The sequence below is a fragment of the Cryptosporangium minutisporangium genome, from assembly GCF_039536245.1.
In the GTDB taxonomy this organism is placed as follows: domain Bacteria; phylum Actinomycetota; class Actinomycetes; order Mycobacteriales; family Cryptosporangiaceae; genus Cryptosporangium; species Cryptosporangium minutisporangium.
Window position 1 is genome coordinate 618,409 of sequence record NZ_BAAAYN010000017.1, and the last position, 24,655, is coordinate 643,063.

Annotated in this window: 20 protein-coding genes and 4 pseudogenes; 14 read left to right on the plus strand and 10 right to left on the minus strand. The window is 71.2% G+C overall.

All coding sequences use genetic code 11. The annotated features are described in order from the left end of the window. Window positions 1-59: 59 nt before the first annotated feature. Entirely contained in the window at window positions 60-1,235 is a 1,176-nt protein-coding gene (locus ABEB28_RS14640) for an FIST signal transduction protein (RefSeq protein ID WP_345728595.1), read from the plus strand. Between the two features lies 1 nt (window position 1,236). After that, window positions 1,237-3,570 carry a putative bifunctional diguanylate cyclase/phosphodiesterase gene (locus ABEB28_RS14645; RefSeq protein WP_345728596.1) on the plus strand — a complete coding sequence of 778 codons (2,334 nt, stop codon included), beginning with the start codon at window positions 1,237-1,239 and terminating at the stop codon, window positions 3,568-3,570. A 57-nt stretch (window positions 3,571-3,627) separates the two neighbouring features. Here the strand turns inward: ABEB28_RS14645 and ABEB28_RS14650 are convergent, their stop codons facing one another. Next, window positions 3,628-4,146, minus strand: a complete 519-nt coding sequence (locus tag ABEB28_RS14650) for a VOC family protein (RefSeq protein WP_345728597.1) — start codon at window positions 4,144-4,146, stop codon at window positions 3,628-3,630. A gap of 101 nt (window positions 4,147-4,247) precedes the next feature. Between ABEB28_RS14650 and ABEB28_RS14655 the strand changes: the two genes are divergently transcribed. Both ABEB28_RS14655 and ABEB28_RS14660 read left to right on the plus strand, forming a co-directional pair. Beyond that, window positions 4,248-5,273 (plus strand): permease, encoded by a 1,026-nt coding sequence (locus ABEB28_RS14655; protein ID WP_345728598.1) that lies wholly within the window; start codon window positions 4,248-4,250, stop codon window positions 5,271-5,273. After that, window positions 5,273-6,124, plus strand: a complete 852-nt coding sequence (locus tag ABEB28_RS14660; protein WP_345728599.1) for a TIGR03943 family putative permease subunit — start codon at window positions 5,273-5,275, stop codon at window positions 6,122-6,124. The genes ABEB28_RS14655 and ABEB28_RS14660 overlap by 1 nt, the downstream gene beginning before the upstream one ends. Here ABEB28_RS14660 and ABEB28_RS14665 read toward each other — a convergent pair. Both ABEB28_RS14665 and ABEB28_RS14670 read right to left on the minus strand, forming a co-directional pair. Beyond that, window positions 6,087-7,280 (minus strand): hypothetical protein, encoded by a 1,194-nt coding sequence (locus ABEB28_RS14665; RefSeq protein WP_345728600.1) that lies wholly within the window; start codon window positions 7,278-7,280, stop codon window positions 6,087-6,089. The two genes, ABEB28_RS14660 and ABEB28_RS14665, sit on opposite strands and share 38 nt — an antisense overlap. A gap of 92 nt (window positions 7,281-7,372) precedes the next feature. Beyond that, complete coding sequence (locus ABEB28_RS14670) at window positions 7,373-9,079, minus strand: DEAD/DEAH box helicase (protein WP_345728601.1); 1,707 nt, start codon at window positions 9,077-9,079, stop codon at window positions 7,373-7,375. A 901-nt stretch (window positions 9,080-9,980) separates the two neighbouring features. Here ABEB28_RS14670 and ABEB28_RS14675 point away from each other — a divergent pair. Further along, the gene (locus ABEB28_RS14675) at window positions 9,981-10,955 is read left to right on the plus strand and encodes an NAD(P)H-quinone oxidoreductase (protein ID WP_345728602.1); all 975 of its coding nucleotides are present in this window, start codon (window positions 9,981-9,983) and stop codon (window positions 10,953-10,955) included. 16 nt (window positions 10,956-10,971) lie between these two features. Here the strand turns inward: ABEB28_RS14675 and ABEB28_RS14680 are convergent, their stop codons facing one another. After that, window positions 10,972-11,970 (minus strand): GNAT family N-acetyltransferase, encoded by a 999-nt coding sequence (locus ABEB28_RS14680; protein ID WP_345728603.1) that lies wholly within the window; start codon window positions 11,968-11,970, stop codon window positions 10,972-10,974. A 60-nt stretch (window positions 11,971-12,030) separates the two neighbouring features. Here ABEB28_RS14680 and ABEB28_RS14685 point away from each other — a divergent pair, with 60 nt between their 5' ends. Beyond that, window positions 12,031-12,594 (plus strand): bacterial proteasome activator family protein, encoded by a 564-nt coding sequence (locus tag ABEB28_RS14685; RefSeq protein WP_345728604.1) that lies wholly within the window; start codon window positions 12,031-12,033, stop codon window positions 12,592-12,594. Between the two features lie 22 nt (window positions 12,595-12,616). Here ABEB28_RS14685 and ABEB28_RS14690 read toward each other — a convergent pair whose 3' ends face one another. Continuing rightward, a complete protein-coding gene (locus ABEB28_RS14690) occupies window positions 12,617-13,429 on the minus strand; it encodes an HAD family hydrolase (protein ID WP_345728605.1) in 813 nt (270 codons plus the stop codon). Window positions 13,430-13,540: 111 nt separating this feature from the next. On the opposite strand from ABEB28_RS14690, the gene ABEB28_RS14695 reads away from it, so the two are divergent. The 5 genes and pseudogenes from ABEB28_RS14695 (at window position 13,541) to ABEB28_RS43130 (ending at window position 17,448) form a co-directional block, all read left to right on the plus strand. Beyond that, window positions 13,541-14,020 carry a PPOX class F420-dependent oxidoreductase gene (locus ABEB28_RS14695; protein WP_345728606.1) on the plus strand — a complete coding sequence of 160 codons (480 nt, stop codon included), beginning with the start codon at window positions 13,541-13,543 and terminating at the stop codon, window positions 14,018-14,020. 89 nt (window positions 14,021-14,109) lie between these two features. Further along, window positions 14,110-14,922, plus strand: a pseudogene (locus tag ABEB28_RS43115) (serine/threonine-protein kinase); the annotation flags it as partial. 92 nt (window positions 14,923-15,014) lie between these two features. After that, window positions 15,015-15,791 carry a pentapeptide repeat-containing protein gene (locus tag ABEB28_RS43120; protein WP_425558950.1) on the plus strand — a complete coding sequence of 259 codons (777 nt, stop codon included), beginning with the start codon at window positions 15,015-15,017 and terminating at the stop codon, window positions 15,789-15,791. A gap of 19 nt (window positions 15,792-15,810) precedes the next feature. After that, a pseudogene (locus tag ABEB28_RS43125) lies at window positions 15,811-16,710 on the plus strand (substrate-binding domain-containing protein); the annotation flags it as partial. 168 nt (window positions 16,711-16,878) lie between these two features. Next, window positions 16,879-17,448: a VWA domain-containing protein gene (locus ABEB28_RS43130; protein ID WP_425558951.1), complete on the plus strand. Its 570-nt coding sequence runs from the start codon at window positions 16,879-16,881 to the stop codon at window positions 17,446-17,448. Here ABEB28_RS43130 and ABEB28_RS14705 read toward each other — a convergent pair. The 4 genes from ABEB28_RS14705 to ABEB28_RS14720 form a co-directional block, all read right to left on the minus strand. Beyond that, a complete protein-coding gene (locus tag ABEB28_RS14705; protein WP_345728608.1) occupies window positions 17,445-18,242 on the minus strand; it encodes a Cof-type HAD-IIB family hydrolase in 798 nt (265 codons plus the stop codon). The genes ABEB28_RS43130 and ABEB28_RS14705 overlap by 4 nt on opposite strands. 32 nt (window positions 18,243-18,274) lie before the next feature. Then, window positions 18,275-19,087: an HAD family hydrolase gene (locus tag ABEB28_RS14710; RefSeq protein WP_345728609.1), complete on the minus strand. Its 813-nt coding sequence runs from the start codon at window positions 19,085-19,087 to the stop codon at window positions 18,275-18,277. Further along, on the minus strand, window positions 19,084-20,340 hold the full coding sequence (gene serS, locus ABEB28_RS14715) for a serine--tRNA ligase (RefSeq protein ID WP_345728610.1): 1,257 nt from the start codon (window positions 20,338-20,340) through the stop codon (window positions 19,084-19,086). Before serS ends, ABEB28_RS14710 begins: the two co-directional genes overlap by 4 nt. A 74-nt stretch (window positions 20,341-20,414) precedes the next feature. Further along, a complete protein-coding gene (locus ABEB28_RS14720) occupies window positions 20,415-21,437 on the minus strand; it encodes a GNAT family N-acetyltransferase (protein WP_345728611.1) in 1,023 nt (340 codons plus the stop codon). A gap of 187 nt (window positions 21,438-21,624) precedes the next feature. Here ABEB28_RS14720 and ABEB28_RS43135 point away from each other — a divergent pair. Then, window positions 21,625-22,566, plus strand: a pseudogene (locus ABEB28_RS43135) (IMP dehydrogenase); the annotation flags it as partial. A 17-nt stretch (window positions 22,567-22,583) separates the two neighbouring features. Beyond that, window positions 22,584-23,183 (plus strand): annotated as a pseudogene (locus ABEB28_RS43140) (IMP dehydrogenase); the annotation flags it as partial. Here the strand turns inward: ABEB28_RS43140 and ABEB28_RS14730 are convergent. Beyond that, window positions 23,166-23,957, minus strand: a complete 792-nt coding sequence (locus ABEB28_RS14730; RefSeq protein ID WP_345728612.1) for an SDR family NAD(P)-dependent oxidoreductase — start codon at window positions 23,955-23,957, stop codon at window positions 23,166-23,168. The pseudogene ABEB28_RS43140 and the gene ABEB28_RS14730 overlap by 18 nt on opposite strands. Before the next feature lie 11 nt (window positions 23,958-23,968). On the opposite strand from ABEB28_RS14730, the gene ABEB28_RS14735 reads away from it, so the two are divergent. After that, window positions 23,969-24,655, plus strand: coding sequence for a DNA alkylation repair protein (locus ABEB28_RS14735; RefSeq protein ID WP_345728613.1), 687 nt, complete (start codon window positions 23,969-23,971; stop codon window positions 24,653-24,655).

The window sequence follows — 24,655 nt, forward strand, 5'->3', positions numbered from 1 at the left end:
TTATCGGGGCCCCGCCCTGCCGATAGGGACCGAAGTAGGACCCAGTTCGGGGAGGTCGGGTGGCAGCTTCATGGGTGAACGTGGGGTGTTCTGCCAACGTCGACTCGTACGTCGCCGGGGCGGAGGCCGCCCGGGCCGCGCTCTCCGCCGACGATCCCCAGCTCCTCGTCGTCTTCTTCGCGATCACCCACGATCCCGAGCAGGTCTTGGCCGGGGTTCGGTCGGTGGGCGGCGCGGTTCCGCTGATCGGCTGCCCGACGTCGGGTGAGATCGCCGGTGACTGGGCCGGCGACGGATCGGTCGTGGTCACCGCGATCGGTGGCCCCGGCGTCACCGTGCGCACGGCGGGGGTGGACGCGGCCGGATCCGCCTCGGAGGCCCTCCGGGACGCGGGAGCCCGTGCGGTGGCTCCACTCGCGGATCTGACGGGCGGCGAGCACCGGTTCGTCCTGCTGCTCACCGACGGCCAGGGTGGCAACCAGCAGGACATGCTGCGCGGCGCGTACGGGGCACTCGGCGCTGGGGTTCCGCTCGTCGGCGGGTGTGGTGCGACGACCAACATCGGCTCCACGATCACCGCTCCGCTGCTCCACGACGACCGCATGCTGTGGGGACGAGCCGTCGTCGCGGCGTCGATCGCTTCCGACAACCCGTTCGGCATCGGCGTACGGCACGGCTGGGAGCGGACCGGCGAGGCGGTCGAGGTCACGTCCAGCATCCGCAACCGCGTCCTGGAACTGGACAATCGGCCCGCGCTCGACGTCTACCTGGAGCGTCTCGGCGCACCTGCCGCGTGCTGGACCGACCAGGCCTCGTTCCAGCGGTTCTCCCTCCTCCACCCGCTCGGCATCCGGCGGCCGAGCGGCGACGAGATGCGGGTCGTCGCATGGCCGGACTACGACCAGCGGTCGATTTCCTCGGCGGCGGACGTGCCGGAGGACTGCGTCGCCTGGTTGATGCGGGGCGACCCGGACTCGCTGCTCGCCGCCGCCGATCAGGCCTGCGCGGACGCGATCGCCGGGCTGTCCGGCCGACCGCTGGCCGGACTGCTCGCGTTCGACTGCATCGGTCGCCGCCAGGCGTTCGCCGCCGACGGCGTCACCGATGTCGCCCGCCTGGCCGCGCACGCGGGCGGGGCGCCGCTCGCCGGGTTCTACAGCCACGGCGAGATCGCGCGGACGCGAGGCGTCACCGGGTTCCACAACCAGGCCCTCGTCGTCCTGGCGCTGAGCTGACGTGGGGCCGCCGACGACGTTCGACGGAGCTGGCGCCTCGGGCGGGTCCAGTTGGGCCGCGCAGCAGTTGCCGGAGTACCTCGCCGTGGTGTCGTCCCGGCCGGACGTCGGAGCGGCCGCCGGAGCCGCCGCGGAGTGGGCGGCCGAGCTGATGGAGGCCGAGGTCGGCGCGGTCGTGCTCGGCGACGCACTCGAGGCCCAGGTGGGCTTTCCCCGCGGCGCCGCACCGACGGCGACGCTGACCGCGGCCGCACGCGAGCGGCACACCACGCTCGACGTCCCTGGCCTGGGGCCGTGCCACTGCGCGTCGGTCGGTCTGGGCGCCGACACCTCCGGCTACCTGCTGGTGGCGCGGTGCGACCGGCCCTTCGGCACGGAAGAGCTCAGCCTGCTCCGCGGCATGGGCCGCATCCTCGGCCTGCAACTGCGCCAGCTCCGGACGCTCGCCAGCGAGCGGACGCTGCGCCTGGAGTACGAGCAGCGAGTGGAGGAGAACGAGGAGCTGGTGCGGTCGCTGCAGCGGCGGCAGCGGTTGCTCGAGGAGTTCGGACGAGTCCAGCGTGCGATCACCACCCGGGCACCGCTGCAGCAGATCCTCGACGCGATCACCGCCGGTGCGCACGCGTTGTTCGAGCGGGACATGGTCTCGCTGCGGCTGATCGACTCGGACGACCCCGCGTGGATGCTGCTCGCGTCGCACAGCGGGGTGCCCGTCTGGTACCGCACCGCCGCCTGGCGTCTGCCGGTGACCAGCGGTGGCATGCAGCGGGTGCTGGCGACCGGTGAGATCGTTCGGGTCGACCGGTCCGAGGCCGAGGAGCCGACGAACGACCCACAGATCTTGAACGCGATCCAGGCGGTCATGATCGCGCCGGTCAGCGAGGGCGGCGCCCGGGTCGGCTGTCTGCTGGTCGCCTCGTTCGACAAGAACCGCGACTACACCGAGTCGGACGCCGAGATGCTCCGCGGTTTCGCCGACCACGTCAGCATGGCGCTCACCGACGCCCGTGGCGTCCAGGCCCTGCACCAGGCGCACCACGACGCGCTGACCGGCCTCCCGAACCGTACGCTACTCAAGGAGCGGCTGGGTCAGGCGCTTCGGCGTGGACGGTGCGGGCTGCTCTTCGTCGACCTGGACCGGTTCAAGCTGGTCAACGACAGCCTGGGCCACGACGCGGGTGACCAGCTCCTGGTCGAGACCGCCGACCGACTCCGGAAGGCTGCCGGACCGGCGAACACGGTGGCGCGGTACGGCGGCGACGAGTTCGTCGTCCTCGTCGACCGCGTGGTGTCGGACGTCTCCGAGGTGACCGAGATCGGCGAGCGGATGCTCGCGGCGGTGCAACCACCGTTCGTACTGGCGGGGCGGGAGTGCTCGGTGGGCGCGAGCATCGGCGTGACCGTGGCCGGGGCCGCCGGCCCGTACGAGCCCCCGACCGCCGACGAGGTGCTGCGCGACGCCGACGTGGCGATGTACCGGGCCAAGCAGCAGGGGCGCGGCCGGGTCGAGGTGTTCCATCCGGAGATGCACGCGGTGTTGATGGACCGCCTGGACCTGGAGGCCGACCTCCGCCGGGCGGTGGACCAGCACGAGCTGTTCCTCGTCTACCAGCCGATCGTGGAGCTGGAGACGATGCGAGTGGTGCGCTTCGAGGCGCTCGCCCGGTGGAACCACCCGACTCGCGGCGTTCTGTCGCCGGGAACGTTCATTCCGCTGGCCGAGGAGACCGGGCTGATCGCGTCGATCGGGCGCTGGGTCATCGGCGAGGCGGTCGCGGCGGTACGACGGTGGGACGAACTGCTCCCGGGGCCGCGGCTGGGGATGAACGTGAACCTGGCCGTGTCCCACCTGCGGCTGCCCGGGGCGGTCGACGAGATCGCGGAGGCGGTTCGTGCCGCCGGGCTGACGCCGTCCCGGTTGTCGGTCGAGGTCACCGAGAACGAGCTGGTACGCGAGCACGACGAAGCGGTGGACGCGCTGTTCGCCCTACGGGAGCTGGGGGTGTCGATCGCGGTCGACGACTTCGGTACCGGGTTCTCGTCGCTGCGGTATCTCCGGCAGCTTCCGGTCGACACCGTGAAGGTGGACCGCTCGTTCCTGGTCGACGTCGACACGTCGCCGGAGGGCCTGGCGTTCGTCCGGTCGATCGTCGGGCTGGGAACGGCGCTCAGCCTGCACACGGTGGCCGAGGGCATCGAGCGCCCCACCCAACTGGCCGAGCTACGCCGGATGGGCTGCCGCTACGGCCAGGGTTTCGCGCTGGCGAAGCCGCTGGGCGAACCCGACGTCATCCCGTGGCTCTCGTCCGCGGCCCCCGCGGTGGCCGTCGGCTGAGGCATTGCGCATTCGGCGCCGCTATTGAGGCCGCAAACGTGCAACGCTGGGCGGCCCTTACGCGGGGACCGACACCCCGACGCCGCCCCGGGTCTGCCCGCCGAAGCGTTGCACCTCTGCTGCCAGGTCCAGCCGACGGATCTCGTTGCGCTTGGCCTTGATCTCATCGGTCAGCAGATCGGCCGGCACCAGCCACGACACCTCGAACTCGATGCCGTCCGGGTCCTTCGCGTAGAGCGCCTTGGTCGTCGAGTGGTCGCTCGCCCCGACCAGCGCGCCGAGCTCGGTGAGCCGTAACTCGATCCGCTGCAGCTCGGCGAGCGTGTCGACCTCCCACGCCAGGTGGTAGAGCCCGACCGTGCTCCGGCCGGCCGCGGATGCCCCCGCCTCCGCGCCGATCTGGAACAGCCCGAGGTCGTGGTCGTTCGTCGACCCTCCGGCCCGGAGGAACGCCGCTCCGGGGAACGCATCGCCGCCCTCGATGACGTCGAACCCGAGCGCCTCGCGGTAGAACGCCACGCTGCGGGCGACGTCGCGGACGTAGAGCACCGCGTGGTTCAGGCGCTGGATCGGCATGGCGACCTCCGGGGTCGATCGGATGTCACCAACGATACGCGCGTTTTGTTTAGCGTTCAACGAAGTGCCACCCCCGGGCGCGCTCGGGATAACGTCAGCGCATGTCGTCGCGTACTCCGGTGGGGGCCCGGGCCACCAAAAGCGACGCCACGGATTCGCACAGCGGCGCGATCGCGCTGCTGGTCGCCGCGATCGTGGCGGTGTTGATCGGCCGTCAGGTCCTCTCGCTCCTCATCGGCGGACGAGGCGGGGTCGCCACCTGGACCACGGTCTTCTGCGCGATCGTCGTGCAGGCCCTACCGTTCCTGCTGCTCGGCGTCGTGCTCTCCGGCGCGATCACCGCTTTTGTGCCGGCCCGGGTGTTCGCCGCGGTCCTGCCACGGCGCGCGGCGCTTGCCGTCCCGGTGGCCGGCGCGGCCGGGGCCCTGCTGCCCGGATGCGAGTGCGCTTCGGTGCCGGTGGCGGGCCGCCTGATCCAACGCGGCATCGTTCCGGCGGCCGCGCTCGCGTTCCTGCTGTCCGCCCCGGCGATCAACCCGATCGTGCTGATCTCGACCGCCGTCGCGTTCCCCGGTCAGCCGGAGATGGTGGTGGGCCGTTTCGTCGCGTCGCTGGCGACCGCGGTCGTCGTCGGCTGGATCTGGGCCCGGTTCGGCCGTCGGGAGTGGCTCGGCCGGTACATCGCGCGCCGGCTGCCGGACTCCGACGGATCTTCGTCGTCCCGATTCGAGACGTTCCGGCTGGCGGTCGCCCACGACTTCTTCGAAGCGGGCGGGTTCCTGGTGATCGGTGCGGCGGCTGCGGCGACGATGAACGTCGTCATCCCGCCGGACTGGATCACTACGGTCGCCGGTGTCCCGGTGCTCTCGATCCTCGTCCTGGCGGCGCTGGCAGTGGTCCTGTCGATCTGTTCGGAGGCCGACGCGTTCGTCGCGGCCAGCCTGACCGGCTTCCCGATGCCGGCCCAGCTCGCGTTCATGGTGGTCGGGCCGGTGGTCGACCTCAAGCTCATCGCGCTGCAGACCGGGACGTTCGGCCGGGCGTTCGCGGTCCGCTTCGCCCCGCTGACGTTCGTCGTCGCGGTCACGGCCGCGGTGATCACCGGCCTGCTGATCGGAGTGGCCTGATGCGGCGGGAAGTCCAGGCGATCGTCTTCGTCGTCCTCGGCGCGGTGCTGCTGAAGCTCGTCATCTCCGGCGAGTACCTGAATTACGTCCAGAGCCTGCTCAAGGTGCCGCTGATCGTCACCGGCGTGGTGCTGATGGCGTTCGGCGCGCTCGGGTTCGCCCGCGACTGGCGCGGCCGCGCTGTGGTCGAACGGTCCCGGCAGCGGTCGGCGGAGGCCCGCGTCCGGACTCACGGCCCCGGCGCGGTTTCCGTTCCTACCGATGCGGACGACGATCAGCAGGCGCTCTCCGAGGCGGACGTGGACGCCGAGCACGCCGACGCCGGGCACGCCGACGCCGGGGGGCACTCGCACGGCGGTGACACGCACGGCGTGGGCTGGCTCTGGGCAGTGCCGATCTTCGTCCTGGTGTTGGTACCGCCACCGGCGCTCGGGTCGTTCGCGGCGGAGCGTGGCGCGGTGACCGTGCCGAAGCCGCCCGAGTCGGTGACCTACCAGGCGCTGCGCGGCGCCGACCCGGTCCGGCTGGAGGTGCACGAGTACGCCCAGCGCGCGGTCTGGGATTCCGGCCGCACGCTGACCGGGCGGACCGTCGAGCTCAGCGGCTTCGTGGCGCCGCACAGCGGCGGCACCTGGTACCTGACCCGGATGAAGGTGAACTGCTGCGCGGCGGACGCGCGGCCCTACCAGGTGGAGATCGTCGACTCACCGACCCGGGTGGCCAGGGACGCCTGGGTGAAGGTGACCGGTACCTGGGTAGCGAGCACGTCCAGCGATCCGTGGAAAGCGGTGCCGTTGCTCAAGGCCGTCACCGTCAGCGGGATCCCGACCCCGGCTCAGCCGTACGAGTAGCGTCCCCGCTCTGCTCGGGCGCGGCCGAGGCGGGTGCGTCGGCGTCGGGGAAGGCCTGCCAGGCCGGCTCCGGAGAGGCCTCACCGATGCGCTCGGGAGCGGAACCGTCGGCTCGCCGGGTCACGGTCACCCCGCCAGCAGCGGCGCCCTCGGTGGCTTCCCCAGCGGCCGACGGGACCGGCGGGACGGTGAGCGCGACCACCGCACCGGTCAGCAGCGCGCTGCCGACGATGCCGCACCCGACCGCCGCGGTCCACGCACCCGCGACCCCGTCGATCCGCTCCGCCCCGTAGGCGGCGTCCGCGTAGAACGACTGCCAGAGCGTGACCACCCACTCCATCGCCGCGACCAGCGCCAGCGCGCCGAGCGCCAACCAGCGGAACAGCAGCCGCCCCGGCCGAGCCAGGATGGTGATCCCGGCCGCGACCAGCGCACCGACCGCGAGAGCTCCGCTGACCAGCGCGACGAACGACCACTCGCTCGGCAGCTCGGCCTCACCGTCCAGCGGTCGCACCCACGCCACCGGGACGAGCAGCACCACCACCGTGCCGACCAGCGCCAGGATCCGCGCGGTGTTGATCGCCGCAGCGGACGACCCGACCGACGCCGCGCCCGCCGGTGCCGCCCACTGATCCGTCCGGGGGCGGAACCACCGCACCAAGGCGGCTCCCAGCACCACCGTAACCGCCGCGACGACTCCGGCGGTGCCCACCCCACCGCCGAACACCTGCCCGATGATCACGCTGCGATACGCCGGATCGCGGGTCTGCGGCGGCATCGCGTCCACGTACTCCTGGTAGCGGATGTACGTCGCCAGGTAAGCCAGCAACCGCGCGGGCAGCAGAACGACGATCGCTCCGCGCAGTGACGCCAGGCCGAGCCGCGACCCGCGAAGGATGAGCACCGCGACGAGGCCGGACACCAGCGCGAACCCGAGCGAGAACCCGCCGAGTACGAACACCGTCGGCAACGCGGTGCCCGGGTCGAGATTCTCGACCGTGTCGTCACCGCTACGCAGGGCGTTGTGGAGCATCCCGATCTCGCCGAGGAAACGGTACGCGCCGAGCAGGTCGCCGAACGCTCCGATCACGAGCAGACCGGCAACGATGCGGTCAAGTCCGCGATCCGTGCGGATGAGCCGCCGCTGAAGAGCCATGCCGCATTGTTGCCGGAGTGGGACGGTGGCCACTAACGCGACCGGCCGGATGCTCGTAGGAGCATCCGGCCGGTCGGTTGGTTCACCCGCAATCAGCGGGAACGACGGTCCTCGCCGGGACGGGACGAGCGCTGCTCCGGCGTCCACCGCGGACGCCCCGCCCGGTAGCCCTCGGAGCTGCCGCGGTCGGTGCGCTCGGCGCGGTTGCCCGCGGCCCGGTTGCCCTCGGCGCGGAACTCCCCGGCACGCTGTGCCGGTCGACGGTCGCCCCGGTCGAAGCCCCGGTCGGACCCACGGTCCGACCGCTCGCCGCGCTCGGACCAGCGCGGGCCGTCCGAACGACGCGGGCCGCCACGGAAGCCACCCTCACGCCGCTCGCCCGACCCGCTCCGCGGACCACGGCGCGGGTCGCGGCCACGGTCGCGGTCGGAGCCGAACGACTCACGACGCCGGTTGCGCCGGGCCTCGGCGGCAGCCAGCTCCTCCGCGGTCGGCGGCGGCGGTGCCGGCGGCAGCGCGTCGATCAGGACGCTCGGCAGCGGCGACTCCGGCGCGATCGTCGACCGGGTCGGGTTGATGCCCGCGAGCTTCGCCAGGCGGTGCGCGGACTTCCGGCTGTAGGGCGCGACCAGCGTGGCCACTACGCCGGACGCTCCAGCCCGCGCCGTACGTCCGGCCCGGTGCAGGTACGACTTCGGGTCGGTCGGCGGGTCGTAGTGCACGACCAGCCCGACGCCGTCGACGTGCACACCGCGCGCCGCGACGTCGGTCGCGACCAGGACCGGTGCACGCCCGTTCTTGAAGTTCGAGAGCACCCGGTTGCGCTGGCCCTGCGTGCGGCCACCGTGCAGCGGCTCGGCGAAGATGCCGCGCTCGGTGAGCTGCTCGGCGAGCCGGTCCGCACCGGCCTGGGTCTTCACGAACATGATCGTGCGACCGGTCGACTTCACCAGCTCGGCGGCCACCCGCACCTTGTCCTGGTGGGTCACGTGGAGCATGTGGTGCTCCATCGTGTCGACCGACGCCGTGGACGGGGCCAGCGAGTGGGTCACCGGGTCGGTGAGGTACTCCCGGACGATCGTGTCGACGTCGTTGTCCAGCGTCGCGGAGAACAGCAGGCGCTGGCCGTCGGACCGGACCTGGTCGAGCAGTGCCCGGACGACCGGCAGGAAGCCCATGTCGGCCATCTGGTCGGCCTCGTCGATCGCGGTGATCTCGACGTCGTCGAGAACAGCGCTACCGCGCCGGATGTGGTCCTCGAGCCGGCCCGGCGTCGCGACGACGACGTGGACGCCGCGCCGCAGGTCTTCGAGCTGGCGGGACATCGCGGCGCCACCGACGACCGGACGCACCCGGACGCCGACCGCGCGGCCCAACGGAGCCAGCGCGTCGGTCACCTGGAGCGCGAGCTCCCGGGTGGGGACCAGCACCAGGCCCAGCGGACGTCCGGGACGGACCCGGGCACCGGCGAGCTTGGCCACCAGCGGCAACCCGAACGCCAGCGTTTTGCCGGAGCCGGTGGAGCCACGGCCGAGAACGTCGCGGCCGGCGAGAACCTCGGGGATCGTCGCGGCCTGGATCGGAAACGCGTTGACGAGTTCTTGCCGCTCGAGCGCGGTGACGATGGCGCGCGGAAGGCCCAGGTCAGCGAAGGAAACGGGAGTTTCGGCGGGATCCACCTCGGCGGTGTCCGCCTCGAGGTTTTCCAGGAGGAGTTCGTCATCGATGACGACGGCCTCGGGAAGGACCTCTTCGGTCGAGAAATCGGGCAGTTCAGATACAGCAGACAGCGTTGGCACAGAACGGCTTTCCGGGCGGACGACACAGCAGCCAGGGGTCATCCACCCCGGTCGGGGTAACAGGGATCGCAACGTCGAACCCACTGACCACCGGACGCACGGACCACCGGGACACGGGTTTGCGACGAAACCTCGAAGGACTCTTCGGCCAAGTTACTCGGGCCCCATGAGCTGCTCTGGGTCTCCGAGGAGGCTTGGACTTAACAAGAATACCTGGTCCCTGTGTTCCCCGACCGAGGGCGTGACCTGACGCACCCGCAACCAGGCTCTCAGGGTGGTTCAGATCACCCGGATGGCTCACCACAACCACCGATAGGCCACATCTTTCTCACAGCGGGTCGGCTGGTCTGAGTGGTTCTGGGTGCCTACCGTCTCAGGTATGGGAACAGGTGGACCCGGCCAAGTACCGGGGAACAGCCAGCTCGCCGAGGCGGGCCGTCGCATGAGAGGAACCGCGATGTACCGGCTGCACTGCCCAGAGTGCGCACGGCCCGGCGTCACGCGAACCAACCGTCGCGAGGTACAGGCGCTGGCCAACACGCACAACCAAATGCTCCACCGCGGCCGTCCGGTAGCAACCGTTCGGATGGCCGGCTGGAACCTTTTTCGGAGGGTGACCCGTCAGCACTGAGGTAGTGAGCAGCTAGTCCTGGAGCGCAGCCCCTGCGCACCGGAAGACCCCGCAAGTAGCACTCGGCCGCCGGGCCGGGCCCGAGCACGCCCCGACGACCACCCGGATGTACCCCGGGACCGGTCCCGGCGCCGTACTCGGCTCGGACCGGCTGCGCAGTACCGAACACGCAGTGTCCTTCCCCAACCGATCCGGGGGTCCCGCGCACAACGCGGGGCCCCCGTTCGGTTACTCCGGCCCTGCTCGCCCTTTTTCCGTAGGGTTTGCGCCATGCACGCGATCACGATCACTGAACCTGGCGGACCCGAGGTGCTGCGCTGGACGGAGGTTCCCGACCTCCGGCCCGGGCCGGACGAAGTCCTGATCGACGTGGTCGCCTCCGCCGTCAACCGCGCGGACCTGCTCCAGCGTCAGGGCGCCTACCCACCACCGCCGGGCGCTTCCGAGTACCCGGGACTGGAATGCTCCGGGCGGATCGCCGCCGTGGGTCCCGGCGTCGAGGGCTGGAACGTCGGCGACGAGGTCTGTGCCCTGCTCGCCGGCGGCGGATACGCCGAGCAGGTCGTGGTACCGGCCGGCCAGGTGTTGCCGGTTCCCGACGGCGTCTCGCTCGCCGAGGCGGCCGGCCTGCCGGAGGTGTACTGCACGGTCTGGTCGAACGTCTTCGCGGTCGGACGCCTGGCGCCCGGCGACACGTTCCTGGTGCACGGAGGCGCCGGCGGGATCGGCACGGCCGCGATCCAGCTGGCCGCGGCGTACGGCGCCCGGGTGTTCTGCACCGCGAGCGCGGCGAAGCACAACGTCTGTCTCGCGCTGGGCGCCGAGCGTGCCATCGATTACCGCACCGAGGACTTCGTCGAGGTGGTGAAGGAGGCCACCGACGGCCGCGGCGTCGACGTCATCCTCGACAACATGGGGGCCAAGTACCTCGACCGCAACGTGGCCGCCCTGGCCACCAGCGGACGGCTGGTCGTGATCGGCATGCAGGGCGGCGTGAAGGGTGAACTGAACCTCGCTGCGCTGCTGGCCAAGCGCGCCTCGATCACCGCCACCTCGCTGCGCGCCCGACCGGTGAGCGAGAAGACGGAGATCGTCGAGGACGTCAAGACGCACGTCTGGCCGCTACTCGGGTTCGGCAAGATCCGGCCGATCATCGACCGCGCGATCGCCCTGCAGGACGCCGCCGAAGCACACCGGGTCCTCGAGTCCGGCGAGGCCACCGGCAAGGTCCTCCTGGTCCGCTGAGCCCGCGGCGCGGCCGTCAGGCTCGGGGCGCCGGGGGAACCAGCAGACGCCAGGTGTCGGCGGCGAACTGGAGCTCGAACCCGAGACCGGTGTAGAAACGCAGCGCGTTGTGCACGTTCTCGGTGTCCACCCCGAGCCCCACCGCACTCCGCCCCCGCTGGGCGAAGACCGCGAACGCGGTCCGCAGCAGCAGCGTGGCGATGCCGGTGCCCCGGGCGGCGGCCACCGTGCCGAGATTCTGCACCCAGCCGGTCGCTTCCCGCTCGTTGTGGCCGACGAGTACCCCGACGTCGACCAGCTGGCCGGTAGCGGCGTCGACCCGGGACGCGATCCAGGTCAGCGACCAGTCCCGGTGGTCGGCGTCCATGCGCTTGCGCCACTCCGCGTAGCTCGTCGCCTCGAAGCCGAAGTGCCCGGCGAAGGTCTCCTGGACCAGGCGGTAGGCGATCTCCTCGTCCGCCGGGGACGTCACCACCCGGATCTGGACGTCGCCCGGCACCTTCGGCGGAGAGTCGACGTCGACGGAGACCGGGCGGGTGAGGACGTGGTGCCGCCGGACGTTGCGCCAGCCTCGGGCCGGCAACGCGTGCACGGCCAGCACCGAGTCCGGCGTCAGCGCCAGATGCAGGTCGGCGTCGCCTGCTCCGGGCGTCGCGGCGGCGATCTCCGCCGACCGCACGATGAGCAGATCGAGCAGATGGATGCCGGCCGGGAGCGCGTCCCGCAGCACGTAGTGGTCGACGTCCAGCCGGAGACCGGACGAGGCCGGCCAGAGGATGGCGTAGGCGACCAGCCGATCGCGGTCGAACGCGAGCCAGGAGTCGCGGGCGAGGTCGGCGGTCCGTCGCAGGTCGGCTTCGACCTCCTCCACGGCGTATCCGCCCTCGCCGGTGTCGACCAGATCGACCTCGTTGATCAGCGTCCGGATGGCGGGCGCGTCGGCGAGCACGGCCGCCCGGACGGTGAGTCCCGGTGGAAGGGAGGTCGCAGGACTGGCGTCGGAACGAATGGGCATACCCTGCACCCTCCGCTACCGACGTCCGCATGCACAATGCGATTGCGGGAGGATGGTCATATGACCGACACCCAGTCCCCGAATGAGCGCCCCGACTCCCCCGGTCAGACCATCATGGTCATGGGCCCGGACGGCTCGCCGGTCGGCGCGATGCCGGTGGAAGCCGGCAAGGAAGATCTCGACAACGATCCGTCCCGGCTGATCGAGCAACCCGGCAAGGTCATGCGGATCGGCAGCATGATCAAACAGCTCCTCGAAGAGGTCCGGGCCGCTCCGCTCGACGAGGCGAGCCGTGCCCGGCTCAAGGAGATCCACGCCCGATCGATCGCCGAGCTGGAAGACGGCCTGGCGCCCGAGCTCCGCGACGAGCTGGAGCGGCTCTCGCTCCCGTTCACCGACGACGCGACGCCGTCGGAGCCGGAGCTGCGGATCGCCCAGGCCCAGCTGGTGGGGTGGCTGGAAGGGCTGTTCCACGGCATCCAGGCCGCGCTGGTGGCTCAACAGATGGCCGCCCGTATGCAGCTGGAGCAGATGCGCGGACGCCCAGCCCTGCCGCCGGGGCTCGGCGGCATCGTGTCCGGTGACGACCGGCCGACCCCGCACGGCACCGGCCAGTACCTGTAGGCCAGCGCCGGGGTGGCGAGCCCTACCTAGCTATCGCAGCTTCGTCCAGCAGGGCGTCGAGGTAGGTCGCCACCCCATCGGCGTCGTTTCCGGTGGTCACCGTGTGCGCCACGGCGGCGGCCTCCGGGTGCGCGCCGGCCACGACGACGCCGCGCCCCGCCCAGCTGAGCATCGGGATGTCGTTGGGCATGTCGCCGAACGCGAGCACGGTGTTCGGGTCGACGCCGCAGCGGCGGGCGACCCACTCGAGTCCGGTGGCCTTCGTGACGCCCGCAGCCGAGACCTCGATCAGGCCGCGGAAGCCCGAGTGGGTGGCCGTGACGGCGCCGTCGAACACCCCTCCGCAGGTCTTCCAGAGCTCGGCGGCCTCCACCTCGGGAGCGCGGATGAGCAGCTTCTCCGCGGGCTCGCTGACGAGCACGTCGTAGGAGACCTGTTCCTCGTCGGTCCGTCCGAGGTCGTGCCGGACCGGGTAGTCGACCTCGTGCATCATCCGCGGCCCACGCTCGACCGCGAAGACCACGCCGGGGATCGCCTCCCGGACGGCGTCGGTGACCGAGCGGAGCGTCTCCGCGGAGATCGGCCAGTTCTGCAGCACCTCACCGGATGCGCCGTCCAGCACCACCGCGCCGTTGGCGCAGACCACCCGGCCCCGACGACCGGTCTGCGCGAGCACCGGGTCCATCCATCGCCACGGCCGGCCGGTGACGAACACCAACGTGATGCCGCACCGCTCGAGACGCTCGAACGTGGCCAGGGTGCGCTCCGAGACGGTCAGGTCCGATCGCAGCAAGGTTCCGTCGAGATCGGTAGCGACCAGCTTGGGCACGAACACCACTCCAGCCTTACATGCGACGACGCAACCCACCGCCTCGATGTCAGAACATGGACGAGATCCATGCTCTCTGTGGGGTTTGGGTGTCGATTTGGTGGTTAGGCTGTCCGCGTGCCGAACTACGCGACCGCTGACGCGGTGGACCGGGGCAGGTTGCTGGCCTTCCTGAGACCCCGGCACCACGGCCTGCTCGCGACCACCCGGAAAGACGGTCGACCGCAGCTGTCACCGGTCACCTGCGGTGTGGACGTCGACGGCCGCATCGTGGTGTCGACGTATCCCGACCGAGCCAAGTCGATCAACGCCCGCCGCGACACCCGCGCCAGCATCTGTGTGCTCTCCTCCGACTGGAACGGACCGTACGTCCAGGTGGACGGCGTAGCCGAGGTGCTCGACCTGCCCGAGGCGCTCGAGCCGCTCGTCGAGTACTACCGGTGCATCTCCGGCGAGCACCCGGACTGGGACGGGTACCGGACCGCCATGGAACGACAGGGGAAGTGCCTGATCCGGATCGAGATCGAGCGTTGGGGCCCGATCTCCACCGGCGGATTCCCACCGCGCCTGGCCGCTCAGTTCGGCGGCGCGAGCTGACCGAAGTCCGACAGAACCGGAGCTGACGCAGCGTCGGCTCGCTCCCCCCTGCCGCCTATCCTGTCGCCAAGCGGTAGAGGGGAGGTCGGGTGACACCTGAGGGTGCCGAATCTCGCCTCGGTGACCGTTATGTCCTCGGTGAGGTGCTGGGTCGGGGGGCGACCGGCGCCGTCTACGCCGCCCACGACACCCACCTCGATCGGCCGGTGGCGGTCAAGGTACTCGTCCAGGCCGGTGACACGCTCACGACGCCGGAGCGGTTCCAGCGCGAGGCCCGGATCACCGCCCGGCTGAACCACGCCAACATCGTCGCGGTGCACGACGTCGGGCGGGTCGGCAAGCGGGACTCCATCGACGGGGCCGTCGGGACGCCGTTCCTGGTGATGGAGCTGCTCACCGGCGGGAGCTGGAAAGAGGAGCTGAGCCGCGCCCGGCCGTCTCCGGAGCGGGTCGCCGGTGCGCTGGTCGGCGTCGCCAGGGCGTTGGCCGCCGCGCACGCGGTCGGGGTCACCCACCGCGACATCAAACCCGCGAACGTGCTGCTCACCGCCGACGGTGAAGCGAAGCTCGCCGACTTCGGCATCGCAAAATCCACCGAGGCCACCGGCCTGACCCGGCCCGGCGACATCGTGGGCACGCTCGCGTACACCGCGCCCGAGTGCCTGGAGGGGAGCCCGGCCGGGCCCGCCGCGGACGTCTGGTCGTTCGGCGTCATGCTCTACGAGAGCCTGTCCGGACGGCGGCCGTTCGAGCAGGAGACGCTCGGCGCGTTGATCACGGCGATCCAGTCCGGCCGGTACCGGTCGCTGGCGTACGACTTACCCACGCTGCCCCATGCTCTGTCCGCGACCGTGGACCGCTGTCTCGACCCCGACCCGCCTCACCGGCCGACCGCGGCCGAGCTGGCGCGGGTGCTCGGGGACACCGCGGCGCTCGCCGCGCCGCCGACCACGGTGACCCCGACGTCCGGACCGCCCCCGTTCATCCCGTCCCAATTCAGTCCCCCGGTCTCCGGCCCTCCGATTTCCGGCCCTCCGATTCCCGGCCCTCCGATTCCCGGGCCACCGATTTCCGGACCGCCGATTTCCGGACCACCGATCTCCGGACCACCGATCTCCGGACCACCGATCTCCGGACCACCGATCTCCGGACCACCGATCTCCGGACCACCGATCTCCGGACCACCGATCTCCGGGCCACCGATCTCCGGACCACCGATCTCCGGACCACCGATCTCCGGACCACCGATCTCCGGACCACCGATCTCCGGACCACCGATCTCCGGACCACCGATCTCCGGGCCACCGATCTCCGGACCACCGATCTCCGGACCACCGATCTCCGGACCACCGATCTCCGGACCACCGATCTCCGGACCACCGATCTCCGGACCACCGATCTCCGGGCCACCGATCTCCGGACCACCGATCTCCGGACCACCGATCTCCGGACCACCGATCTCCGGGCCACCGTCGGGGTGGCGTTCGGGTGGCCGACCGCCGGCACCGCCGACGACGGGACGACTGCTCTCCGCGCCCGGCAGCCCGGTACCGATCCCCAGCCGGTACGCCTCCGGCGCCAGGTCCGCGTCCGCCGCGGCCGCACCGCCGCCTTCGAGCAGCCCACCGTTACCGATTCCCTCACCGGACGCCGCGGGCAAGCGCCGCCGCTGGCTGATCCCGGTCGCGGGTTTCGTCGTCCTCACGCTCCTGGTCGGCGGCGTCGTCGCCGGTCGTGGCCTGCTCGACTCGGTCGTCGGCTGCACCGGTGAGCTCCCGCTCGTCGTCGCCTCGTCGCCCGAGAAAGCCGGCGTCGTCGGTGCGCTCGCCGACCGGTACAACAGCGACCCGGCCGAGGTCGACGGCCGGTGCGTCGACGTCCGGATCGTCACCGTGAAGTCCGGCGAGGCCGTCGAGGCGCTGACCAAGGGCTGGCCCACCACGGACTACGGAGTGCGCCCGGACGTCTGGTCGCCGGCGTCGAGCGTCTGGGTGGGGTTGGTCGGGCAGCACGTGGGCGCGATCGGCGCACCGGCGAAGGCCCCGAGCCTGGCCCGGTCGCCGCTGGTGATCGCCGCCCCCGTGGCGACCGCGAAGGCACTCGGCTGGCCGGCGAAGGCACCCAGCTGGCAGGACATCGCCCGGTACGCCGGGAACGACGCGGCCTGGAAAGCGGCGAGCAACTCGTCGACGCCGTTCTTGTTCGCGCGAACCAATCCCCTGGTCTCCACGTCAGGACTGCACGCGACGCTCGCCGCCTACCTCGCCGCACCCGGCCGCACCGGCGACGTGGAAGCCGACCTGAAGCGCAACAGCGTCCGGCTGTTCCTCCGGACGCTGGAGCGGTCGACCGACCGCTACGGCGACACCACGCTGACGTTCCTCGACACGCTGCGCCAGCAGGAGGAGCAGACCGAGTCGTCGTCGGTGTCCGCGCTCGCGGTCGAGGAGCAGACCGTCTGGGCCTACAACCAGGGCGAGCCGATGAGCGCGGGCAGCAGCCACCTGCCGGCGCCGAAGCAGAAGCTGGTCGCGATGCACCCCCGCGACGGAACACTCGTCTCCGACCACCCGTACGTGGCCGTCGACAGCGTCATCGACGCGCCCTGGGTGACCACCGCGAAGCGCACGGCCGCCGACGACTTCCTCGACTTCCTGCTCGACGAGGACCAACAGGCTGTGTTCCGCGCCGCCGGGTTCCGGGACAGCAACGACCAGCTCGACCCTCGCGTCGTCGAAGCCTCCTCCGGCCTGGTCAGCGAGAAGGCCGCCACGACCTTCCCGTCGCCCCAGCCCGCCGCGGTGGCGGCCCTGCTCGCCGCGTGGCGCAACCTGAACCGCCCGGCGAACGTCCTGGTCGTGATGGACACGTCCGGGTCGATGAAGGAGAAGGTCGAGGGCACCAACTCCACCCGCCTCCAGCTGGCGACGCGGGCCGCCAGCGCGTCGCTGTCCTACTTCGGTACGAACGACGCCGTCGGGCTCTGGGAGTTCTCCACCCACCTGTCCGGATCGGTCGACCACCGACAACTCGTCCCGATCAGCGCCAAGGACGAGGAGGCGCTGACCCGGGCTCTGAGGAACCTGCAGCCGCAGAACGACACCGGTCTCTACGACACCGCCCGGAACGCGGTGAACGCAGTGCGCGCGCAGGCCGACGCCGATGGAATCAACGCGGTGGTGCTGCTCACCGACGGCGACAACCAGGACCCCGGCAGCGTCAGCCCGGCGGCGCTGCTGGCCGGACTCCGCCCCCGGGCGGGGCAGCCGGCCGTCCGGGTCTACCCGATCGCGTTCGGCGACGACCTCAGCGAAGCCGGCAAGGGCGTGCTGAATCAGATCGCCCGTACGACCGGTGGTCGCTACTACCAGTCCAACGACCCTCGCGACATCGAGTCCGTCCTCGGCGACGTGATGTCGAACTTCTAGAGCAGCGCCGCGAGGTAGTGGGCGACGCCGTCCTCGTCGTTGGATCGAGTGACCTCGTCGGCCACCGCCTTCAACTCCGGGTGCGCGTTCGCCACCGCGACGCCACGACCCGACCAGGCGAGCATCGGGACGTCGTTGGGCATGTCCCCGAACGCGAGCACGTCGACCGCACTCACCCCGACCGTGTCGCAAACCACCGCGAGCCCGGCAGCCTTCGTCACGCCGGTCGGGCAGATTTCCAGGAACCCGAGCCCGGCGTAGGTGACCTCGCCGACCGCCGCGGGCACGACGGCGCGCGCCACCGCGAAGAACTCGTCGACGTCGAGGCCGGGCTTGGCGACGAACACCTTCAGCAGCTCACCGGCGAACATCGTCTCCCGATCCGCGGGCTCCCACGGCTCCGGGAACGGCCACTCGAACGACGGATCACCGTGCAGCGGCGCGTGGTCGGCCTCGCCGGCCTCCACCGTGACAAGCACCGGACCGACCCGGTCCTCGATCATCTGCACCGCCTGGGCGGCGACGGCGCCGGCGATCCGCGTCGCCTTGAGCACGCCGCCGGTGTTGAGGTCGAGCACGAACCCGCCCTGCGCGCACACCAGGTACCGGGAGACGTCGACGGCCGCCGCCGACAGGGTGCGGAGCCGGGGTCCACGTCCGGTCACGCCCACGACCTCGACACCGGCGTCCCGCACCCGACGCAGCACGTCGTGGGTGTAGGCCGAGACAGTCCCGTCGGAGCGGATGAGCGTGCCGTCCAGGTCAGTCGCCACCAGCGCGGGCAAAACGGGCACCTTGCTCCCATCGACCGCTTCGACGTCGGCGCTTAGGGAAACCACCGGCTGAGAGCGGTGGCGCAGCCGTCCATCTCCACCGGGTCGGTGACCTCGTCCGCGGCCTCCTGGACGATCTCCAGCGCCTGCCCCATCGCGATCGCCCAGCCGGCCCACTTGAACAGCTCGATGTCGTTCGTGCCGTCCCCGATCGCCAGCACGTCGGCCGGATCGACGCCGAGGTCGTCGCAGACCATGGCGGTGCCGGTTGCCTTCGAGACACCCGGCGCCTGGACGTCGAGCCAGGCGCTGTAACCCAGGTCCCAGCTGTACTGCTCCGGGTCGAGCACCTCGGCGGCCGCCGCACCCATCCGCGTCGTGTCCCACCCGGGTGCGACGCACACCATCCGGACGACCGGCTCGGAGACCAGCGTCGCCAGATCGACGACCTCTTCGCGACCGACCGTGAACTCGCGGTGGAAGCCGTCGGTGGTCACGAAGCCCCACGGATCACGCTCGGCCGCGAACACCGCTTCGGGAATGCGCGCCGCCAGCGCGGTCGCCGCCGCCGTCACGTCGACCGGCACCCGGTGGGTGATCTCGCCCGCTTCCGCGTCGTAGACCACCGCACCGTTCGTGCACACCAGCTCGACGCCGCGGATGCCGAGCGCGACCGCCGTATCGACCGCGTCCGGCACGGCCCGGCCGGTGGCCACGACGACCGGCACACCGGCGTCGATCACCCGGCCGACCGCAGCGGCCACCGCGAGGCTCGGCCGGGTACCGGCCCGCCCGTACGGCACGACGGTGCCGTCCAGGTCGAGCGCGACGAGCTTGGGACGCCAGGCGGGATCGGGTCGTCTCACGAGGCGAGCACGTCCCGGCCTCCGAGAAACGGCCGAAGTGCTTCCGGAACCTTCACCGACCCGTCCGGCTGCTGGTGGTTCTCGAGGATCGCGACGATCCACCGGGTGGTGGCCAGCGTGCCGTTGAGCGTCGCCACCGGCTCGGGCTTCCCGCTGGGGCCCCGGTGCCGGATGTTGAGCCGACGGGCCTGGAAGTCGGTGCAGTTCGACGTCGACGTCAGTTCGAGGTACCGGTTCTGGCTGGGCAGCCAGGCCTCGCAGTCGAACTTGCGGGCGGCCGACGAGCCCAGGTCTCCGGCGGCGACGTCGATGACCCGGTAGGGGACCTCCACCTTGGCCAACATCTCCTCCTCCCACGCGAGCAGGCGCAGGTGTTCCTCGCGCGACTGCTCGAGCGTGGTGTACGAGAACATCTCGACCTTGTCGAACTGGTGGACACGGATGATCCCGCGGGTGTCCTTCCCGTAGGAGCCGGCTTCCCGCCGGTAACACGTCGACCAACCGGCGTACCGCTTCGGACCGTTCGACAGGTCGATGATCTCGTCGGCGTGGTACCCGGCGAGTGCGACCTCGCTGGTACCGACCAGGTAGAGGTCGTCGGCCTCCAGCCGGTAGATCTCGTCGGCGTGCGCGCCGAGGAAGCCGGTGCCGCCCATGATCTCGGGCTTGACCAGCGTCGGCGTGATCATCGGCGTGAAGCCGTACTCGACCGCCTGGGCGATCGCCATGTTGAGCAGAGCGAGTTCCAGCAGCGCGCCGACGCCGGTGAGGAAGAAGAACCGCGATCCGCCGACCTTGCTGCCGCGCTCCATGTCGATCGCGCCGAGCTTCTCGCCGATCGCGAGGTGGTCGAGCGGGTTCTCCAGCCCGGGGATCGTGCCGACCTCGCGCAGCACGACGTAGTCGTCCTCGCCACCGACCGGCACGCCCTCCTCGACGACGTTCGGCACCGCGAGGTGGGCTTCGCGCAGCGCTGCGTCCGCCGCGGACTGATCGGCCTCCGCGGCCTTCACGGTCGCGGCGAGTTCCTTGGCGGCGGCGACCAGCGCCGGACGCTCGTCCTTGCTCGCCGCCTTGACCTTGTTCGAGACCGCCTTCTGCTCGCCACGGAGCGCGTCGGCCTTGGCCACCGCGGCCCGCCGCCGCTCGTCGGCACCGAGCAGCTCGTCCACCAGAGACTCGGACTCTCCGCGGGCACGTTGGCTGGCGCGGACGATGTCCGGGTTGTCCCTGAGCAAGCGAAGATCGATCACCCCGCCAGCCTACAAGCGACCCCTGCTTGCGCTCTCCTCCATAACCGGCGACCGCTCGCCGCCACCCGGCGACGTCACAACCGGCCGGCGGAGTCGTTCACCGGAGCGACGTCGAGGGTGACGGTCAGCGAGCCGTCCGCGAACCGGCGGTGGGTCGGCAGGCCGAGCCCGGAGAGCAGGCGCAGCATCGGCACGTTGTCCGGCCGGACCAGCGCGTGCACCTGCGTGCACTCGGCGTCCACCGCGGCAGCGAGCAGGCGCCGGGTCACGGCCGTGCCGAGCCCGCGCGACTGCCAGGCGTCCTCCACCAGCAGTCCGAGCTCCGCGGGCGTTGCGTCGTCGGCGCCGCACCACATCAGGTTGCCCAGCGCCACGATCCGTCCGTCGAGCGCCTCACCCACCAGCGCGACGCCGAGCCGCGGGTTGACCAGGCGGCTCAGCTGTCGACGGGTCAGCCGGGACACACCGGAGTTGTACCGGCGGAACCGGGCCTCGTCCGAGCAGCGTGCGTGCATGTCGACGATCGCGTCCAGGTCGGCGATCCCGGCGCGGCGCCAGCGGACGGCGTCGCTGTCGGCGGGCGCTTCGAGCAGCGTGGCGAGTTCGGCCAGCGCGCGGGCCCGCGCGGTCTCCGAGGGTGTGAGCCGGGCGTCCATCCGGGCGACGCGCAGCTGGCCGCCGCGGGGATCACGGAGCCGCAGATCGCTGGCGGACTCGTGGCCGGGCAGTGTCCCAGCGGGCGACCACTCGACCGCACTGCCGTCGAGCAGGTCGGAGAGGGCCAGCGGCAGGCTCTCCGGATCGCGCACCAGCCGGGCCGCCAGCTGCAGGGCCCGCGTCGGCGGATCGGCCAACCCGTGCACGTCCGCCGGGCGTACCACCGCCCGCCGTCCCCCGCCGGCCGCGACCGCAGCCGCGATGTCCTCGGCCGTGAGGTCCGCCGGTGCGTCCGCGACGAAGTCGTCGACCGCGCCCGCGACGACCGGGTGGACCTGCACCGACAGGATGTTCACCGAGAGATCGGCGAGGCTCCCGGCGAGCATGGCCAGCCGACCCGGCTCGTCGTCCACGACCGTACGGATCTGCCAGAGCGTCATGTAAATCCCCCATCGAGTCATCAGCTGTCCCGGGTTACGGCGGCGGAGCCGGTGACGGGACCAATCCTCGGCGGGCTGGATTACGGGATCGTTCCAGCAGGGTGACCGCAGGCAGAAAACGAAGAATGTCCGAGTGCGTTCAATCACAATCCTGCCGGTGAACGCAGTTCGCGTACCATGGCAGAACGTGCAGTTCCTCCAGGCCTCCGGCGGCCCGACCACGCCGACAGCTGATCTGACCTACAACGACGTCTTCATGGTTCCGGCCCGGTCCGACGTCAGGTCCCGCCTCGACGTCGACCTCCGCACCGTCGACGGAGTAGGCACCACCATTCCGCTCGTCGTCGCGAACATGACCGCGATCGCCGGACGCCGAATGGCCGAAACCACGGCCCGCCGTGGCGGTCTGACGATCATCCCCCAGGACATCCCCCTCGACGTCGTCGCGAGCGTCGTGGAGTGGGTGAAGCAGCGGCACGTCGTCTACGAGACCCCGGTGACGCTGAGCCCACACCACACCGTCGGTGACGCGCTCGCGCTCATCCACAAGCGGGCCCACGAGGCGGCGATCGTCGTCCAGGGTGATCGCCCAGTGGGGGTGGTGACCCCCGCCGACTGCGGAAGCGTCGACCGGTTCACGCAGGTCGAAGAGGTGATGAGCAGCGAACTGCTGACGATCACCGAGGGCACGCCGATGGACAAGGCGTACGGGACGCTGCACGACGCCCGCCGCAAGCTCGCCCCAGTGGTGGACGGCGACGGCCACCTGGTCGGTGTGGTGACCCGCACCGGATCGCTCCGCAGCACGCTCTACACCCCGGCGCTCGACGCCGACGGCAGGCTGCGGATCGGCACCGCGATCGGCATCAACGGCGACGTGGCAGGCAAAGCGAAAGCGCTGCTGGAGGCCGGAACGGACGTCCTCGTAGTGGACACCGCACACGGCCACCAGGAGAAGATGCTCGCCGCCGTCCGCGCGGTCCGATCGATCGACCCGTCGGTGCCGGTGGTGGCGGGCAACGTCGTCACCGCGGCCGGCGTTCGAGACTTGGTGGACGCCGGCGCCGACATCGTCAAGGTGGGCGTCGGCCCCGGCGCGATGTGCACGACCCGGATGATGACCGGCGTCGGAAGGCCCCAGTTNCCGGCGTTCGAGACTTGGTGGACGCCGGCGCCGACATCGTCAAGGTGGGCGTCGGCCCCGGCGCGATGTGCACGACCCGGATGATGACCGGCGTCGGAAGGCCCCAGTTCAGCGCGGTCCTGGAGTGCGCAGCGGAAGCACGGAAGCACGGCAAGCACGTCTGGGCCGACGGCGGTGTGCGCCACCCTCGCGACATCGCGCTCGCGCTCGCCGCCGGTGCCGCCAACGTCATGGTCGGGTCCTGGCTGGCCGGTACCTACGAGAGCGCCGCCGATCTGCAGCAGGACGGCGACGGCCGGCTCTACAAGGTGTCGTTCGGCATGGCCTCCTCGCGCGCGGTCCGGCACCGCACCCGCACCGAGTCGGCGTTCGACCGTGCCCGCAAGGCCCTGTTCGAAGAGGGCATCAGCTCCGGGAAGATGTACATCGACCCCGAGCGGCCCGGCGTCGAGGACGTCATCGACCAGATCGTCGCGGGCCTCCGGTCGGCCTGCACCTACGCGGGCGCCGCGTCGCTGGAGGAGCTGCACGAGAAGGCCGTGGTCGGCATCCAGTCGTCCGCCGGGTACGACGAGGGCCGCCCGCTACGCACCAGCTGGTAGGAATTCCGCCAGCAGTTTGTCGGTCAACGCCCGCAGGTACTCGCGTGCCCCGGGGTCGTACGCGGTCGGGTCCGCCTCGGCCTCGTGCTGCCCGTTGAAGAAGCGACCCGAGACGTCAGCGCGCCCGACCAGCCGAGCGGTCGCCGCGACGCCGTCCTCCAAGGAGGTCAAAGGCCGGATCCCGGCCTCGGCGACCATCCCGGTCGGCATGTACGTGCCGGGATGGATCGCGTTGACGGTGACGCCCGGCGGCACGGTCGCCGCCAGGTCGATCGTCCACATGATCTGGGCCAGTTTGCTCTGCGCGTAGGCGCGGCCGCCGTCGTACGAGCGCTCCAGCAGCGGATCGGTCGGGTCGAGCGGTGCCTGCCCCAGCGAAGCGACGTTGACGATGCGCGAGAGGCCGGGCAGCAGGGACGACGTCAGCACCACTCCGGCCAGGTAGTTGACCGCGAACCGGCGCTCGATGCCGTCGGCCGAGACCTGGCGCCCCCGCCCGGGCGGCCCGCTGCCGATACCGGCGTTGTTGACCAGCACGTCCAGTCCCGGGAAGCGGCGGCGTACCTCCGCACCCAGCGTCACCACCGCACGAAGGTCGCTCAGGTCCGCAGCGACCGTCTCGACTCGACCCGGCAGGTCGGCCGCGGCCGCCGCGGCCTTCGCCGACGTCCGCCCGTGCAGCACCACGATGGCCCCGTCCGCAGCCAGCCGCCGAGCCAGCGCCAGGCCGTGTCCGTTGGTCGCTCCGGTGATCAGGACAGTCAGCTCCGCCATACTTCGACCCTATGCCTGTCGAAGATCTGGTCGCCGCAGTCCGCACCGGCCTCGCGGCGGTGGCCGACCCGTCCAAGGCGCCCGGCATGCAGGCCTACATGAAGTCGACGATGCCGTTCCTCGGCGTCCAGAAGACGCCGCGGGCCGCGGTCACCAAGTCCGTGTTCACCGAACACCCGCTGCCCGACCGGGCGTCCTGGGAAGCCGCGGTCCGCGAGCTCTGGCACGGCGCCACCTACCGCGAGGAGCGGTACGCCGCGATCGCCCTCACCGGCGCCAAGGCCTACCGCGTCCACCAGGACGCCGACACGCTTCCCCTCTACCGCGAGCTGATCGTCGACGGCGCCTGGTGGGACTACGTCGACGAGCTCGCGAGCAACCGGGTCGGTCCGATCCTGCGCGCCGATCGGGCCACCGTCACACCCCTGATCCGCGCCTGGAGCACCGACGCCGACCGGTGGCTGCGCCGCACCGCGATCCTGTCCCAGCTCATGTTCAAGGCCGACACGGATCTGGGGTTGCTCGTCGACGTGATCGAGCCGAACCTCGACGACCGCGACTTCTTCCTGCGCAAAGCGATCGGCTGGGCTCTGCGCCAGTACGCGTGGACCGATCCGGACTGGGTCCGCGCCTACGTCGCCGCGCACGAGGATCAGCTTTCCCCGCTCTCCCGCCGCGAGGCGTTGAAGAATATCTAG

Excerpts from the sequence above, each read along its gene's own strand:
- ABEB28_RS14685 (WP_345728604.1), top strand. The coding sequence starts at position 12,031 with ATGACCGACACCCAGTCCCCGAATGAGCGCCCCGACTCCCCCGGTCAG.
- ABEB28_RS14720 (WP_345728611.1), bottom strand. The coding sequence starts at position 21,437 with ATGACGCTCTGGCAGATCCGTACGGTCGTGGACGACGAGCCGGGTCGG.
- ABEB28_RS14655 (WP_345728598.1), top strand. The coding sequence starts at position 4,248 with ATGTCGTCGCGTACTCCGGTGGGGGCCCGGGCCACCAAAAGCGACGCC.
- ABEB28_RS14730 (WP_345728612.1), bottom strand. The coding sequence starts at position 23,957 with ATGGCGGAGCTGACTGTCCTGATCACCGGAGCGACCAACGGACACGGC.
- ABEB28_RS14675 (WP_345728602.1), top strand. The coding sequence starts at position 9,981 with ATGCACGCGATCACGATCACTGAACCTGGCGGACCCGAGGTGCTGCGC.
- ABEB28_RS14665 (WP_345728600.1), bottom strand. The coding sequence starts at position 7,280 with ATGGCTCTTCAGCGGCGGCTCATCCGCACGGATCGCGGACTTGACCGC.
- ABEB28_RS14735 (WP_345728613.1), top strand. The coding sequence starts at position 23,969 with ATGCCTGTCGAAGATCTGGTCGCCGCAGTCCGCACCGGCCTCGCGGCG.
- ABEB28_RS14680 (WP_345728603.1), bottom strand. The coding sequence starts at position 11,970 with ATGCCCATTCGTTCCGACGCCAGTCCTGCGACCTCCCTTCCACCGGGA.
- ABEB28_RS14660 (WP_345728599.1), top strand. The coding sequence starts at position 5,273 with ATGCGGCGGGAAGTCCAGGCGATCGTCTTCGTCGTCCTCGGCGCGGTG.
- ABEB28_RS14650 (WP_345728597.1), bottom strand. The coding sequence starts at position 4,146 with ATGCCGATCCAGCGCCTGAACCACGCGGTGCTCTACGTCCGCGACGTC.